General features: G+C 70.5%; 12 protein-coding genes. 6 read left to right on the top strand and 6 right to left on the bottom strand.

The genetic code is table 11. The features are described from left to right. Positions 1-97 precede the first annotated feature (97 nt). From IE262_RS38180 to rhaI, 6 genes are all read right to left on the bottom strand, one after another. A complete protein-coding gene (locus IE262_RS38180) occupies positions 98-766 on the bottom strand; it encodes a LutC/YkgG family protein (RefSeq protein WP_134040981.1) in 669 nt (222 codons plus the stop codon). Then, positions 763-2250 carry a LutB/LldF family L-lactate oxidation iron-sulfur protein gene (locus IE262_RS38175; protein ID WP_189880181.1) on the bottom strand — a complete coding sequence of 496 codons (1488 nt, stop codon included), beginning with the start codon at positions 2248-2250 and terminating at the stop codon, positions 763-765. The genes IE262_RS38180 and IE262_RS38175 overlap by 4 nt, the downstream gene beginning before the upstream one ends. Continuing rightward, on the bottom strand, positions 2247-3002 hold the full coding sequence (locus IE262_RS38170; RefSeq protein WP_189880179.1) for a (Fe-S)-binding protein: 756 nt from the start codon (positions 3000-3002) through the stop codon (positions 2247-2249). Before IE262_RS38170 ends, IE262_RS38175 begins: the two co-directional genes overlap by 4 nt. Positions 3003-3075: 73 nt before the next feature. Next, positions 3076-4539 carry a rhamnulokinase gene (locus IE262_RS38165; protein WP_189880177.1) on the bottom strand — a complete coding sequence of 488 codons (1464 nt, stop codon included), beginning with the start codon at positions 4537-4539 and terminating at the stop codon, positions 3076-3078. 8 nt (positions 4540-4547) lie between these two features. Further along, positions 4548-6587 (bottom strand): bifunctional aldolase/short-chain dehydrogenase, encoded by a 2040-nt coding sequence (locus IE262_RS38160; protein ID WP_189880176.1) that lies wholly within the window; start codon positions 6585-6587, stop codon positions 4548-4550. A 154-nt stretch (positions 6588-6741) separates the two neighbouring features. Continuing rightward, positions 6742-7902: an L-rhamnose isomerase gene (gene rhaI, locus IE262_RS38155; RefSeq protein ID WP_134040991.1), complete on the bottom strand. Its 1161-nt coding sequence runs from the start codon at positions 7900-7902 to the stop codon at positions 6742-6744. Positions 7903-8187: 285 nt separating this feature from the next. Between rhaI and IE262_RS38150 the strand changes: the two genes are divergently transcribed. From IE262_RS38150 to IE262_RS38125, 6 genes are all read left to right on the top strand, one after another. Beyond that, a complete protein-coding gene (locus IE262_RS38150; RefSeq protein WP_134040993.1) occupies positions 8188-9702 on the top strand; it encodes a sugar ABC transporter ATP-binding protein in 1515 nt (504 codons plus the stop codon). Beyond that, the gene (locus IE262_RS38145) at positions 9699-10739 is read left to right on the top strand and encodes an ABC transporter permease (protein WP_189880174.1); all 1041 of its coding nucleotides are present in this window, start codon (positions 9699-9701) and stop codon (positions 10737-10739) included. The genes IE262_RS38150 and IE262_RS38145 overlap by 4 nt, the downstream gene beginning before the upstream one ends. Then, positions 10732-11727, top strand: a complete 996-nt coding sequence (locus IE262_RS38140) for an ABC transporter permease (protein WP_134040997.1) — start codon at positions 10732-10734, stop codon at positions 11725-11727. The genes IE262_RS38145 and IE262_RS38140 overlap by 8 nt, the downstream gene beginning before the upstream one ends. A gap of 121 nt (positions 11728-11848) precedes the next feature. Beyond that, positions 11849-12931, top strand: coding sequence for a rhamnose ABC transporter substrate-binding protein (rhaS, locus tag IE262_RS38135; protein ID WP_134040999.1), 1083 nt, complete (start codon positions 11849-11851; stop codon positions 12929-12931). Between the two features lie 17 nt (positions 12932-12948). Beyond that, entirely contained in the window at positions 12949-13269 is a 321-nt protein-coding gene (locus IE262_RS38130) for an L-rhamnose mutarotase (RefSeq protein WP_134041001.1), read from the top strand. Positions 13270-13326: 57 nt separating this feature from the next. After that, complete coding sequence (locus IE262_RS38125) at positions 13327-14754, top strand: BNR repeat-containing protein (RefSeq protein WP_189880172.1); 1428 nt, start codon at positions 13327-13329, stop codon at positions 14752-14754. The last annotated feature ends 10 nt before the right edge of the window (positions 14755-14764 follow it).

Below are 14764 nucleotides of genomic sequence, written 5' to 3'. Positions count from 1 at the left end.
TGGCCGGCCGCGCACTGCAACCTGCTGACCTGACCAGCCGGAGCGCCTCCGCGGCGGGTCCCGCAGCGGCGGGGCCCGCCTGCGGCAGCACCAGACGCTACGGGACGACCTCGGCCCGGGGCTGACCGCTCACGAGCACCACCTCCAGGGTGCGCGGGCCGTGCACCCCCTCGACGCGGTCCAGCTCGATGTCACTGGTCGCCGAAGGACCGGAGATCCAGGTCATCGGGCGTGCCGGGTCGAGGCGTTCGAGGCCCTGCGGCACCGAGGAGACGACCTGGCCGGGGACGCGTACGACGCAGATGTGGTGGTCGGGGACGAGAGTGATGCGGCGACGGCCCTGGTCGGGCGAGCCGTCCAGGACGATGGTGCCGGTCTCGGCGATCGCGAGCGCGCACCCCGTCACCACGCTGTCGACCCGGTCCAGTTCGTGCGGGGTGCTGTTCGCGCGGTCGTGGACACGGGTCGCGTCCACCGCCTTCAACCAGGAGGGCGGCAGCTGCGGCGGGACGAGCACGCTGGTCGACCCCCGCTCGGCCAGGAGCCGCATGAGCACCTCCGGCAGCTCCTCTTCCGTGCAGCGGTGCACGAGCGCCCGGTAGTCGGCCAGGTTCTCGGCGAGGAGGTCCACCGTCTCCTCGACGCTCCGGTGGCCGTGCTCGCGCAGATAACTCCGGTCGATGATCTCGTCGTACGGCGTGTCGTCCTGTCGTACGTCCGCGAGCGCGCGTCGTACGCGGCCCAGGATCGCGTCCCTGCTGCTCACTTGCCGTTCTCCTTTCCGCCCTGCGTGCGCTGCCACCAGTCGCGGAACGGCTCCGCGGGGACGGCGGGCAGGTCGCGGCTCCCGGTCCACGCCTTTCCCGGTCCCGGCAACGCCCGCGGGTGGAGGCGGCGGGTGCGGGACGCGAGCCGCTGACCGGTGCGCAGGGCGCCCGGGTGGCTGAGCGCCCAGCGGGCCGCACGCATCGCCGCGCGCTCGGCGGCGTGCCCCTTCGCCGGTTTGAGCACCACCTTGGTGCCCTGCCGGGTGACCTGGCCGCCCTGCGCGACCCGTTCCCGCAGGTGCACCAGCACCTCGGGGATGTCGATGGCGACCGGGCACACCTCGTAGCAGGCCCCGCACAGAGAGGACGCGTACGGCAGGGAGGCGTCGATCTCGCTTGCCGTGCCCCGGAGTTGGGGGCTGAGGATGGCGCCGATCGGGCCCGGGTACACCGAGCCGTACGCGTGGCCGCCCGCCCGCTCGTACACCGGGCAGACGTTGAGGCACGCCGAGCAGCGGATGCAGCGCAGGGCCTGGCGTCCGACCTGGTCGGCGAGGGTGTCGGTGCGGCCGTTGTCCAGCAGGACCAGATGGAAGGTGCGCGGACCGTCCGCCGTCTGCGCGTCCGTCGTGCCCGTCCACATCGACGTGTACGGGTTCATGCGCTCGGCCGTCGAGGAGCGGGGGAGGGTCTGGAGGAACACCTCCAGGTCCTGCCAGGTGGGCACGATCTTCTCGATGCCGACGACCGAGATCAGCGTCTCGGGCAGAGTCAGGCACATACGGCCGTTGCCCTCGGACTCCACGACGACGAGCGTGCCGGTCTCGGCGACCATGAAGTTGGCGCCGGAGATGCCGACCTTGGCGCGCAGGAACTTCTCGCGCAGATGGAGGCGGGCGGCCTCGGCGAGTTCGGCGGGCGTGTCGGTGAGGCCGTCGGGCGCCGGGCGGCCCCACGCGCTCATCTCACGGGCGAAGATGTCGCGGATCTCGCCGCGGTTGCGGTGGATCGCCGGGACGAGGATGTGGGACGGCCGGTCCTTGCCCAACTGCACGATGAGCTCGGCGAGATCGGTCTCGTAGGCGTGGATGCCCTCGGCCTCCAGAGCCTCGTTCAGTCCGATCTCCTGCGTGGCCATCGACTTGACCTTGACGACCTCGCTCTCGCCGGTCGCCTTCACCAGGCCCGTCACGATCCGGTTGGCCTCGTCGGCGTCGGCCGCCCAGTGGACCGTGCCGCCCGCCCGTGTGACCGACTCCTCCAACTGCACGAGATACCGGTCGAGATGACGGAGCGTGTGGTCCTTGATCTGCTTGCCCGCCTCGCGCAGCGCCGCCCAGTCGGAGACCTCGGACACCGCCTTGGCGCGCTTGGCGCGGATGGTGTGGGTGGCGTGGCGGAGGTTGCCGCGCAGCGTCGGGTTGTTGACGGCGTCGTGCGCGGCCTTCGGGAAGGCCGGCATCCCCACGAACGTTCCGCTCATCCCAGGGGCTCCTCTTCCGTACTCGCAAGAATCTCGGCGATGTGGACCGGACGCATCCCGGTCCGCAGCCGGGTCATCGTGCCTCCGAGGTGCATCAGACAGGAATTGTCGGCCGCGCACAGCACCTCGGCGCCCGTGGACTCGGCGTTGCGCACCTTGTCCGTCCCCATGGCCGCCGAGACATCGGAGTTCTTCACCGCGAAGGTGCCGCCGAAGCCACAGCACTCGTCGGCGCCGGGCAGCTCGCGCAGTTCGAGTCCCCTGACCGCCTCCAGGAGCCGGCGGGGACGGTCGCCCAGGCCCAGGCCGCGCAGCCCGTGGCAGGTCGGGTGGTACGTCACCGTGTGCGGGTAGTACGCGCCCACGTCCGTCACACCCAGCACGTCCACCAGGAACTCGGTGAGCTCGTACGTCTTCGGCACGACCGGCGCCAGCGTGCGCGCGAGCGTGTCCCCGCGCCCCTCCGCACGGGCCCGTTCACCCATGCGCGGATACAGCTCCCGCACCATCGCGCCGCACGACCCGGACGGCGTCACGATCGCCTCGTAGCCCCGGAAGACATCGGAGAACTGCCGGGCCAACGGCTCCGCCTCATGCCGGTACCCGGTGTTGTAGTGGGCCTGCCCGCAGCAGGTCTGCGCCAGCGGGAAGTCGACGTCGACGCCCAGTCTGGTCAGGAGGTTCACCACGGCTCGGCCGGTGTCCGGATAGAGCGTGTCGTTGACGCAGGTCAGGAACAGGGCGACACGCATCGCGGCTCCTTGGGATCGATCATCGGATGAGTGCAGGTTACGACGTGGGCGCGCCGACGGGGAGGGGGCCCGCTCACCGCGTGCTGAGCCGGGCCTGAGCCGCCTGCCACGCCGCCGTGTCGCCCCGCGGCTCGTACCGCTCCAGCGGCTGCGTACGCGCCAGGAGCCGCCGCATCGCGGCACGGTCGCCGACCAGCCCGTGGGCCCGCGCCTGGACGAGGACGTTGCCGAGCGCGGCGGCCTCGGCCGGGCCCGCCACCACCGGCAGCCCGCAGGCGTCGGCGGTGAGCTGGCAGAGCAGCGCGTTGCGGGTGCCGCCGCCGACCACGTGGACCACGTCGACCGGGTGATCGGCGAGCTCCTGGGCCTCGGTGACGGCCCGGCGGTGGGCGAGGGCGAGCGAGTCGAGGATGCAGCGGGTGATCTCGGCGGGAGTGTCCGGCACGGGCTGCCCCGACTCCCGGCACGCCTCGGCGATGCGCTCGGGCATCCGTCCGGGCGCGAGGAACACCGCGTCACCCGCGTCCACCACCGACCGCAACGCCGGCGCCTCGCCCGCCGCCCGCAGCAGCTCACCGAGATCCGTCTCGCCCCACTCCCGCAGGCACTCCTGGAGCAGCCACAGCCCCATGATGTTCCGCAGGTAGCGGACCGTGCCGTCCAGTCCCAGTTCGTTGGTGAAGTTGGCCGCCCGGCTCGCCTCGGTGAGGACGGGGGCGTCCAGCTCCAGACCCGCCAGGGACCAGGTGCCGGTACAGATGTACGCGAAGCGCTCACCGGTGGCGGGGACGGCGGCCACCGCGGACGCCGTGTCGTGCGAGCCGACCGTCGTCACCGGCACCGGACCGGTCAGCCCCGTCTCCTCCAGCACCCGCTGCCGCAGCAGCCCCGCCGGGTCCCCGGGCCGGCGCAGCGGCGCGAACAGCTCCAGGTCGATGTCGAGCCGTGCCGCCACGCCATACGCCCAGTCACGGGTGCGCGGGTCGATCAGCTGGGTGGTCGAGGCGTTGGTGAGCTCGGTGCCGGGCTCGCCCGTGAGCCAGTACGTCAGCAGGTCGGGAATGAGCAACAGCCGCTTCGCATGGGCCAGTTGGGCCGACTCACGGGCTGCTGCCAGCTGGTACAGGGTGTTGAAGGGCGCGTACTGCAGCCCGGTCGCCGCGTACAGCTCGGCGGGGGGCAGTGTGGCCCACACCTTCTCGGCGACGCCCTCGGTGCGCGGGTCCCGGTAGTGGACCGGGTTGCCGAGGAGGGCGCCGTCGGCGTCCAGCAGTCCGTAGTCCACGGCCCAGCTGTCGATGCCCACGGAGTCGAGACGGCCACCGCAGCGGGCACCGGCGGCCCGCAGCCCGTCCAGCACGCCCCCGTACAGCGACAGGACGTCCCACCGCAGCCCCTCCGGCACGCGCACCGGCCGGTTCGGGAAGCGGTGGGCCTCGGTCAGCTCCAGCGAGCCGGCCCCCACCCGGCCGACCATGACGCGCCCGCTGGACGCGCCGAGGTCGACCGCGGCGAAGGACCTCGTGGTCGCACTCATCGGTGTGCTCACCGCAGGAAGGCGGCGGCCACGCCGGCGTCGACCGGGACGTGCAGCCCGGTGGTGTGCGTCAGGTCGCCGCCCGTCAGCGCGAACACCGCGTTCGCCACGTGCTCCGGCAGCACCTCCCGCTTGAGGATGGTCCGCTGGGCGTAGAACTCGCCCAGCTTCTCCTCCTCCACCCCGTACACCGCCGCACGCTGGGCGCCCCAGCCGCCGGCGAAGATCCCGGAGCCCCGCACGACCCCGTCCGGGTTGACGCCGTTGACGCGGATACCGTGCTCGCCCAGCTCGGCGGCCAGCAGCCGCACCTGGTGCGCCTGGTCGGCCTTGGTGGCGGAGTACGCGATGTTGTTGGGCCCGGCGAAGACGGCGTTCTTCGAGGCGATGTAGACGATGTCGCCGCCGAGCTTCTGCCGGATCATCACCCGGGCCGCCTCGCGCGAGACGAGGAAGGAACCGCGGGCCATGATGTCGTGCTGGAGGTCCCAGTCCTTCGTGGTCGTCTCCAGCAGCGGCTTGGAGATGGAGATGCCGGCGTTGTTGACGACGAGGTCGACCCCGCCGAAGGCGAGCACCGCCGCCTTGAAGGCCGCGACGATCTGCTCCTCGTCCGTGACGTCCACGGTGACGGAGACGGCCTTGTCGGACCCGCCCAGCTCTTCGGCGACGGCGGCGGCGTTCTCGCCGTTCAGATCGGCGACCACGACACACGCCCCCTCGGCCACCAGCCGCCGCGCGATGGCCTTCCCGATCCCGCTCCCCGCACCGGTCACCAGCGCGACCCGCGTCGCCAGCGGCTTGGGCTTCGGCATCCGCTGGAGCTTGGCCTCCTCCAGCGCCCAGTACTCGATGCGGAACTTCTCCGACTCCTCGATCGGCGCGTACGTCGACACGGCCTCGGCCCCGCGCATCACGTTGATCGCATTGACGTAGAACTCACCGGCCACCCGCGCGGTCTGCTTGTCCTTGCCGAAGGAGAACATGCCCACGCCGGGGACGAGGACGATGGCCGGGTCGGCGCCGCGCATGGCGGGGGAGCCGGGCTCGGCGTGCCGCTGGTAGTAGGCGGCGTATTCCTCGCGGTACTCGGCGTGCAGCTCGCCCAGCCGGGCGACCGCCTCGTCCAGCGGAGCCGTGGGCGGCAGATCCAGCACCAGCGGCCGCACCTTGGTCCGCAGGAAGTGATCGGGGCAGGACGTCCCCAGCGCGGCGAGCCGCGGGTGCTCGGCGCGGGCCACGAAGTCGAGGACGACGCCGGAGTCGTCGAAGTGGCCCACCTGCGGCCGGTCCTGAGAGGCGATCGCCCGGACGTACGGCGCGAGCGCGGCGGCCCGCTCCCGCCGCTCGGCCTCGGGCAGCGCGTCGTACCCCTCGATGACGGGCCCGAAGGGCTCGGGCCTGCCCCGCTCGGCGAGGAAGGTCTCGGCGGTCCTGATGATGTGCAGCGAGTTCCGCTCGCACTCCTCGGCGGTGTCACCCCACGCCGTGATCCCGTGCCCGCCGAGGACGCACCCGATGGCCTGCGGATGGGCGGCCTTCACCGCGGCGATGTCCAGCCCGAGCTGGAAGCCCGGCCGACGCCACGGCACCCACACCACGCTGTCCCCGAAGCACTCGGCGGTCAGCTTCTCCCCGTCGGCCGCGCACGCGAGCGCGATACCGGAGTCGGGGTGCAGGTGGTCCACGTGGGCGGCGTCCACGAGCCCGTGCATGGCGGTGTCGATGGAGGGAGCCGCTCCGCCCTTCCCGTGCAGGCAGTAGTCGAACGCGGCCACCATCTCGTCCTCGCGCTCCACACCGGGATAGACCTCGGTGAGCGCCCGCAGCCGGTCAAGCCGCAACACGGCGAGCCCGGCTTCGGTGAGCGTGCCGAGATCGCCTCCGGACCCCTTCACCCACATCAGCTCGACGTCCCCGCCGGTCACCGGATCGGTCTCGGTGCCCTTCGCGGAGGCGTTGCCGCCGGCGTAGTTGGTGTTACGGGGATCGGCGCCGAGCCGATGGGAACGGGCGAGGAGAGCGGCGGCTTCGGGGTGGGTTGCCATGTCTGTTCCGTCCTTCTCAAGAATGGGGTACGGGGAGCGCCCCCTCAGGGGCGCGGGGCTGTGTTCCATGTGCGGCTCCGCCGCGCGGGCGCGACCAGCCACACACGGCCCGCAGCCTGCGACCGGGCCTCACCCGGCAGACGAGAAGCAGCGGTCAGGCCCCCCACCCCGCCTGCTGCCCCCCAACCCGCTCCGCCACGACCTTCGCAGCCCACCCGGACGCGGCATACGCCGCAAGGGGGTCGGGGTCCAACCCCATCTCCTCCCGCACCTCACGAAGCAACGGCCGCACATCCGTGTTGTAGGCGTCCATGAGCACGGCATTGGCACCCAGCACATCCCCGGACACCTGCGCGGAGCGCAGCGCCTCCCGGTCCACCAGCAGCGCCTTCGCCGTGGCCTCCTGCACGTTCATCACCGACCGGATGATCGCCGGGATCTTGGCCTCGATGTTGTGGCACTGGTCGAGCATGAACGCGACGTCGGGCGTGAATCCGCCCCCGCGCACCACCTCGTACATGATCCGGAACAGCTGGAACGGGTCCGCGGCCCCCACCATCAGGTCGTCGTCCGCGTAGAACCGCGAGTTGAAGTCGAACCCGCCGAGCTTTCCCTCCCTCAGCAGCGTCGCGACGATGAACTCGATGTTCGTACCCGGCGCGTGGTGCCCCGTGTCGACGACGACCTGCGCCTTCGGCCCGAGCTTCAGGCAGTGCGCGTACGCCGTGCCCCAGTCCGGCACATCGGTCGTGTAGAAGGCGGGCTCGAAGAACTTGTACTCCAGCAGCATCCGCTGCCCCTCGCCGAGCCGCTCGTACACCTCGGCGAGCCCTTCGGCGAGCCGGTCCTGGCGCTCGCGCACATCGTCCTGGCCGGGATAGTTCGTCCCGTCGGCGAACCACAGCTTCAGATCCCGTGAACCCGTCGCGTCCATGATGTCGACGCACTCCAGCAGATGATCAACAGCCTTGCGCCGCACCGCCGCGTCGGGGTGGCAGATGCTGCCCAGCTTGTAGTCGTCGTCCTGGAACGTGTTGGAGTTGATCGCGCCCAGCTTCACGCCGCGGTCCTCGGCGTACCGCGCGAGCGCCGCGTAGTCGTCCACCGTGTCCCACGGAATGTGCAGCGCCACCGTCGGCGCGACGCCGGTGTACTCGTGCACCTTCGCGGCGTCGTCCAGCTTCTCCCGGGGAGTGCGGGGAACACCCGCCTGCGCGAACACCTTGAAGCGGGTCCCCGAGTTCCCGTACGCCCATGACGGCGTCTCGACGGCCTGGGTCTTGAGCGCGGCCTTCACCGCGGCGAGCTCGGTCACTTCAGGGCTCCTGTGACATCGGGTCCGGACAACGGGCGGCGGCCGTCTGGAAGGAGGTCCGCCTGAAACGATTCAGCAGCTGAAGCTAAGAGGCCCCGGAGGGGCTGTCAACCCCTGGCGCGCAGAGCGTCCGCCGTGACCAGTATGTGACCTCTGACTATCGAAAGAATTTCGATACGAACCCATTGACGTGACCTGTGACTCGTGCCTAACGTCCCGGCTACCCAGTTGAAACCTTTCACGACGCCGTGAGGCCCGACCCGCGGGCGTCGTCGAGGAGCCCCTATGACCCACCCGTCCGACACGGGTCCGGCCCCGGTGCTGGCGCTCAGGGACATCTCGAAGTCCTTCGGAGCGGTGCGCGCCCTGCGGGACGTGTCCCTGGAGCTGTTCCCCGGAGAGGTGCACGCCCTCGCCGGTGAGAACGGCGCGGGCAAGTCGACCCTCATCAAGACGCTCGCCGGGGTGCACCGTCCGGACGCCGGCCAGGTGCTGCTGGACGGCGAGCCGACCGTCTTCCACGGCCCGGCCGACGCCCGTGACGCCGGCATCGCCGTGATCTACCAGGAGCCCACGCTCTTCCCCGACCTGTCGATCGCCGAGAACATCTTCATGGGCCGCCGGCCCAAGCGCGCCCTCGGCCGCATCGACCACAAGGCCACGCACGCCGCCACCCTCGCCCTGATGCGGCGCCTCGGCGTCGAACTCGACCCCGACCGCCCGGCCCGCGGCCTGTCCATCGCGGACCAGCAGATCGTCGAGATCGCCAAGGCGCTCTCCTTCGACGCCCGGGTCCTGATCATGGACGAGCCCACCGCGGCCCTCACCGGCAGCGAGGTCGCACGCCTCTTCGGTGTCGTCCGCACGCTGCGGGAGCAGGGCGCCGCCGTGCTGTTCATCTCGCACCGCCTTGAGGAGATCTTCCAGATCTGCCAGCGGGTCACGACCCTGCGCGACGGCGCCTGGATCTCCAGCGAGCCGGTCGAGGGCATGACCGAGGACGACCTCGTGCGCCGGATGGTCGGCCGCGATCTCGAAGAGCTCTACCCGAAGCAGGAGGTCGAGGCGGGCGAGGTGGCGCTGAGCGTGCGCCGGCTGACCCGGGAGGGCGTCTTCACCGACGTGTCCTTCGAGGTGCGGCGCGGCGAGATCGTCGGCCTGGCCGGACTCGTCGGCGCCGGGCGCACGGAGGTCGCCCGCGCCGTGTTCGGCGTCGACCGCTGGGACGCGGGCGAGGTCGAGGTCGACGGGAAGGCGCTGACGAACGGCGCCCCCTCCACCGCCATGGCCGCCGGGCTCGCCCTCGTCCCCGAGGACCGGCGTGCCCAGGGCCTGGTGATGGGCATGTCCATCGAGCGCAACATCGGTCTCACCGGCCTGCGTACGACCGTGAAGGCCGGGCTGATGGACCGCGGCGCCGAACGCAGCCGCTCCCTCGACTGGGCCGTGAAACTCCAGGTCAAGTACGCGCGGATCGCCGACGCCGTCTCCACACTGTCCGGCGGCAACCAGCAGAAGGTCGTCCTCGCCAAGTGGCTGGCCACCGGCCCCAAGGTACTGATCGTCGACGAGCCCACCCGCGGCATCGACGTCGGCACCAAGGCCGAAGTGCACCGACTGCTCAGCGAGTTGGCCGCCGACGGGGTGGCCGTCCTGATGATCTCCTCCGACCTGCCCGAGATCCTCGGCATGGCCGACCGCGTGCTCGTGATGCACGAGGGCCGCCTCACCGCCGAGATCCCCCGCTCCGACGCCACCGAGGAATCCGTGATGGCCGCAGCCACGGGGAGGGCCGCGTGACGGTCACCGCCCCGAACCCAGCCCCCGCCGCCGAGGTGCCCAAGTCCAGCGGCACCCGGCTCGTGGACCGCGTCTTCAAGATGCGCGAACTCGCCATCCTGGTCGTCTTCCTGGTGATGATCGTCATCACCCAGCTGGGCAACAGCGAGTTCCTCACCGAGCAGGGCATCAAGGACCTGCTGCTCAACGCGACCATCCTCGTGCTGGTCGCCACCGGTCAGTCGCTGGTCGTCATCACCCGCAACGTCGACCTGTCGGTCGGCTCCACGCTCGGCATCAGCGCCTTCGCCGCCGGTACCTACCTCCAGGGCGGCGGCAACTCGCTCGTGGCCGTGGTCCTGGCGGTCCTGATGGGCGTCGGCTTCGGCCTGCTGAACGGGCTCCTCGTCAGCCTCGGGCAGGTACCCGCGCTCGTCGTCACGCTCGGCACGCTGTACATCATCCGCGGCATCGACTCGATCTGGGTCGGCTCCCGCCAGATCACGGCGGCCGACCTCCCGGACGGATTCGTGAACTTCGGCTCCGGCGGCATCTCCGCGGTGCCCTGGCTGGCGCTGATCGCGTTCGCGGTGCTGGTGGCGACGGCGTACTACCTCAAGCACTTCGGCGGTGGCCGCGAGCTGTACGCGCTCGGGTCCAACCCGGAGGCCGCCCGCCTCGCCGGCATCCCGGTCCGCAAGCGGATCCTCGCCGCGTACACCTTCTGCGGCGCCCTCGCCGGACTCGCGGGTGCCCTGTACCTGGCGCGCTTCGGCAACGTCGACTCCGGCACCGGCAACGGCTACGAACTCACCGTCGTCAGCGCCGTCGTGGTCGGCGGTGTCGTCTTCACCGGCGGCTCCGGCAGCGTCTACGGTGCCGCGCTCGGCGCCCTGCTGCTGACCTCCATCAACAGCGTGCTGCCCGCCCTCGGCGTCAGCTCGGTGTGGGTGCTCGCGATCAACGGCATCCTGCTCATCCTCGCCATCGCGGTCGACCGCATCGTCGCCCTGCGCGTGGCCTCCGCCCTGAAGAAGAGGAACGCCCGCCATGGCTGACTCGACGCATCCGCGCGCCGGCCGCTGGTCCGCCTCCTTGAGGTGGGACGGGGCCGTTGGCGCCCTCCTCATCGTGGTCCTGCTGCTGTCCTTCGGCACCGTCGACGGTTTCGGCAACGCCCTCAACCTGTCGTTCCTGATCGGCAACACCCTGCCGATCGCGATGATCGCCCTGCCGATGACCCTGCTCGTGGTCTCGGGCGAGATCGACCTCTCGGTGGCCTCCACCGCCGGCCTGTCCGGCGCGGTGATGGGAGCCCTGTGGAACCAGGGCATGGCCATCGAGACGATCATCCCGATCTGCCTGCTGCTGGGCGTGGTGTGCGGCCTGGTCAACGGCCTCCTCGTCACCCGGCTCGGACTGCCCTCCCTCGCCGTCACCATCGGCACCCTCGCCGCCTACCGGGGGATCGCGCAGATCGTGCTCGGCTCCGACGCGGTGACCGACTTCCCCACCCAGTACCTGGACTTCGCTGCCGGGCGCATCGGGGACACCTTCATTCCGTACGCCTTCCTGCCCTTCCTGGTGCTGCTCGCGATCGCCGTGGTCGCGCTGCACGCCACCCCGTTCGGGCGGTCGCTGTTCGCGATCGGCGCGAGCGAGGAGGCCGCACGGTTCGCGGGCATCCGCGTCAAGCGGCAGAAGCTCATACTGTTCACGGTGACCGGACTGATGGCCTCCCTCACCGGCATCTTCTGGGCGCTGCACTACGCCAGCGCCCGCTACGACAACGCCACGGGCCTCGAACTCTCCGTCGTGGCGGCGGTGTTGCTCGGCGGCATCGACTTCGACGGCGGCAAGGGCACGTTGGGCGGTGCCATCGCCGGGGTGTTCCTGCTCGGTGCGTTGCAGAACGTCATGAGCCTGCAAGACGTCTCCGCCCAGTCGCAGATCGTCGTCACCGGCGTTCTGCTCGTTCTCTCCGTGCTCGGCCCACGGGTCGCACGGCAGATCTCGGCGGCGAGGGCCGCGCGCTCCACCGGATAGGCCGTGCGCGGGCTGCCGGCCGTCTGTGGCCGGCCCGCCCGCACGGCGTACGTCGCACATCGATACAGCCCGCGTCCCCCGGGGCGCGTCACACGCCCACCTTCGTCATAAGGAACCCGCCATGCGCAAGTCATCCCTCCGCCGTGCCTGTGCGGCCCTCGCCGCCGTCACCTCCCTCACCCTCGCCGCCACCGCCTGCGGCGGCACCACCAAGAAGGACGTCAGCAAGGAGAACGCCGGCGCCGCCTCGGACGCCAAGGCCAACCCCGACGCCGAGCTGAAGAAGGGCCTGACCGTCGGCTTCCTGCCGAAGCAGGTCAACAACCCGTACTTCACGGTCGCCGACAAGGGTGGCGAGGCGGCCCTGAAGGAACTGGGCAGCACGTACAAGGAAGTCGGGCCGTCCAGCGCCACCGACACCGCCGGCCAGGTGAACTACGTCAACACGCTCACCCAGCAGCAGGCCGACGCGATGGCCGTGTCCGCACAGGACCCGGGCGCCCTGTGCACCGCGCTCAAGCAGGCCATGAAGAACGACATCAAGGTCGTCACCTACGACTCCGACACCAAGCCCGACTGCCGCAACGCCTTCGTCTCGCAGGCCAGCGCCGAGGACCTCGGCCGCACCGAGGTCCAGCTGCTCGCCGAGCAGATCGGCTACAAGGGCGAGTTCGCGATCCTGTCCGCCGCGCAGACCGCGACGAACCAGAACACCTGGATCGACTTCATGAAGGACGAGCTGAAGGACCCCAAGTACAAGGACATGAAGCTCGTCAAGGTCGCCTACGGTGACGACGACGCCCAGAAGTCCTTCCAGCAGACCCAGGGCCTGCTCCAGGAGTACCCGAACCTGAAGGGGATCATCTCCCCGACCACCGTCGGCATCAAGGCGGCCGCCCAGTACCTGTCGGGCTCCAAGTACAAGGGCAAGGTCAAGCTGACCGGTCTCGGCACCCCGAACGACATGCGCAAGTACGTCAAGAACGGCACCGTCGACGCCTTCGAGCTGTGGGACCCGGCGAAGCTCGGCGAGCTGGCCGCCCGTACGGCCGTGGCGCTGGTCTCCGGCCAGATCACCGGCAAGGAGGGCGAGACGTTCACCGCCGGTGACATGGGCGAGTACACCATCGGCAAGGACGGCGTGATCAGCCTCGGCAAGCCGACCGTGTTCGACAGCAAGAACATCGACCAGTTCGACTTCTGATCCCCGGAGGGTCGTTGATGAAGCGCGTGTGCTTCCTGCTGAAGGTACGGGCGGACCGCCTCGACGAGTACCGCGAGCGGCACGCCGCCGTGTGGCCCGAGATGCGTGAGGCGCTCTCGGCCACCGGCTGGCACAACTACTCGCTCTTCCTGCGCGAGGACGGTCTGCTGGTGGGCTACCTGGAGACCGAGGACTTCGAGGCCGCCCGGGCCGCCATGGAGGCCACCGACGTCAACGCCCGCTGGCAGGCGGAGATGGCGCCGTTCTTCGAGTCGCTGGACGGCGCCAGGCCCGACGAAGCCATGAAACCCCTCACCGAGGTGTTCCACCTGCCCTGACACCGTGTATCGTCCCGCCGCTCGTTCGCCTCCCTCCCCGCACAGGAGTCCCCGGACATGAGAAGACGCACTCTGCTGGCGACCGCCCTGCTGAGCACCGCGGCCACCCCCGGCCTCACCGGTGTCGCCCGAGCCGCCGCCCCCGGCCCCTCCCTCACCCCGGCCGGCAGCACCACACTCGACACCCGGGCCATCTACTTCGTGTCGTACGACGGCCTGGTCAACAACAACTCGTTCCAGAAGAACGGGCTGCTGACCTACAAGGGCCACCAGTACGCCGCCTGGTACACCGCCGACCGCAACGCCGTCGTGGCCCGCCGCGTCCTCGGGGCGAGCACCTGGGAGACCGTCAAGGTCGGCCACACCCTCAGGTACGACGACTCGCACAACGTCATCTCCATGGGTGTCTCCCGAACCGACGGCCGGCTGCACCTCAACATGGACTCCCACAGCGACGGCTTCACGTACGTCAAGTCCGTGGCCGGGCTCATGGACAACCCGTCCGGGCTGAGCTGGACCGTGAGCCGCTTCGGCGCCCCGCAGTCCACGCTCGACGGACTCGCGCTCACCTCGCAGTTCACCTACCCGCAGTTCATCTCCACGCCCGAGGGGAAGCTCCAGCTGAGCTACCGCGTCGCCGTCTCCGGCAACGGGCGCAACGCGCTGGCCGAGTACGACGGCTCGTCCTGGACCGCCCTCGGCGAGTGGACCAGCTCCACCGGCACGTACACCAGCGAGCACGGCTCCAGCACGGCCCGCAACATGTACCTGCACGGCATCGACTACGACAGGAACGGGCGGCTGCACGCGTTCTTCACCTGGCGCGAGCAGAACGGTGCCGTGATGTGCAGCGGAGGCGGCATCACCAACCACGACACCGGCTACGTCTACTCGGACGACCGCGGCCGTACCTGGCGCAACAACGCGGGCACCGTCGTCGGCACCACCGGCGGCTCGGACAAGGTCTCCGTCACCGACCCCGGGCTGGTCGTGGACCCACTGGGCCCGGACCACTCGCTGATGAACCAGGAGAGCCAGAGCACGGACTCGGCCGGCCTGCCGCACGCCGTCATCAGCTACGTCCCCGGCCGCTTCGGCCAGTGCACCACCAACTACGTCACCGACCGGACGAACAACGGCCGTGCCTTCCACGTCCGCAAGAACCCCTCCGGCGCGTGGCAGAAGACCGAGATACCGGTCCCGCTGAACTCCAGCCAGCGCACCAAACTGATCCTCGACCGGTACGACAACGCGTACGCGATCTTCCCGTTCTGCCGTGTCGCCGCAGCCTCCAGGGCATCCGGTTACACGGACTGGGCGGTCCTGTACGACGGCGTCGGCGCCGGTCTGAACGCCTTCGGCGAGGTCGTGATCGACGAGACGCGGGTCGCCCAGGACAACGTCCTGTCGATCATGTACCAGGAGAGGTCCAGCGGCACGACGCCCTCGGCGCTGCGCACCCGCGACTTCCGCCTGCCCGCCTGACCTGTGGCGG

The organism is Streptomyces bluensis (genome assembly GCF_014650715.1).
In the GTDB taxonomy this organism is placed as follows: Bacteria; Actinomycetota; Actinomycetes; order Streptomycetales; family Streptomycetaceae; genus Streptomyces; species Streptomyces bluensis.
The sequence above is the reverse complement of the archived record's forward strand: the minus strand, read 5'-3'. Positions and strand labels throughout refer to the sequence as shown.